2 protein-coding genes are annotated in these 1,186 nt (G+C 41.4%); both read left to right on the top strand.

Annotated features, from left to right (window positions below; genetic code table 11):
• Positions 1–557, top strand: a 557-nt coding sequence (locus KDK18_RS10165) for a hypothetical protein (protein ID WP_257254787.1), incomplete at its 5' end; no start/stop codon positions are given.
• A gap of 278 nt (positions 558–835) precedes the next feature.
• The coding region (locus KDK18_RS10160) for a hypothetical protein (RefSeq protein WP_257254786.1) at positions 836–1,186 on the top strand (351 nt) is incomplete at its 3' end.

Genomic DNA, 1,186 nt, shown 5'->3' with positions numbered 1-1,186 from the left:
CCTTTTATAACTATATGGACAAAAAAAGGAAATTACTTAAAGAAATAAAAAAACTAATAGCAGACGCAATGCGTGACCACGAAAATCAAGAGCATAAATCATTTCTAAAATTATTGGGACACCTGAAGTCGTATATAGCGCAACAATTACACGTAGCTTTTCCTGATAAAAATGATTATCAAGTGATACAGGTTACTCTCGGTACAGGATTCAGAGCCCTGCGGGATCAATCATATGATTTATTGTTAGTGCTTTATGATATAACGACTGGCTCCGATGTCGTTGAGCAAGCTGACGAAGTCACGCATGTCGAGGCTGTAAAGGAACAACAAGAGAAAGAGCTTGGCAAAGAAGAGAAGAAGAAAAAACACCTTCAAAGAAGGCTGAACTACTTGAATGAATTTGTGCAGTGGCTCGATTGGTTCTTTCGCAGGCGTGTATGTGTTCCTGACCATTGTTACGATAGTGATTCAGAGAGTGATGATACCAGGAGCTACTCTGATGGAAGTGATTCTGAGAGAGATGATGTTGACACGCCAGAAGGTGTGACTCAGTAATTGAAATATTCACACTTACGAAAAGAAAGTGCCATGCTGGAAGTGGCCTATTGTAATGGGTAAAAATTTCTTGCTCTGATCGGCCGCTCATGCAAATTTTTGAATCATGCAGGGCGTACTTTCAAGGAGGTTTGGTCTTCAGTATCTGGTCTGACACTACAGACGACAATGAACCGATGAGTGTCAGATCAGATATTGGTGACGACAGCTTAAAGTTGAGCATTGCTGCAATTCCTGGACTACTTTACGAGAGGCATTCAGATACTAAAGGAAGTAGAATGATCAGTAGCTCCGGGTCTCAATTACCAGAAACAACAGGGTCATCGATATTTTTCCATCTTGGCAGGGCTAGGCAGCTATTCTTAGCTTCCCTTGGTCTCATTATTATGGCTTGTCCCTGCTCAACATTGTTGGCAGCAACCCCTTTATTGACGCCAGCGGATGTGAAAATTTTTGAAGAAAAGGGAACAAAAGACTCTGACTTCCTATCCAATTTGATCAACCATAATACTCTTATAGGGAGGTTCCCTTTAGTCACTTCGAATGATACTGATCTTATCTTTGCCATGAACATTGGGAATGAGCATGACGTAAATAATCGTGAGGATCAGGAAGAACCGCAGGGTGCC

It is taken from the genome of Endozoicomonas sp. SESOKO3 (assembly GCF_024606255.1).
This window is presented reverse-complemented; position numbering and strand designations above follow the sequence as displayed.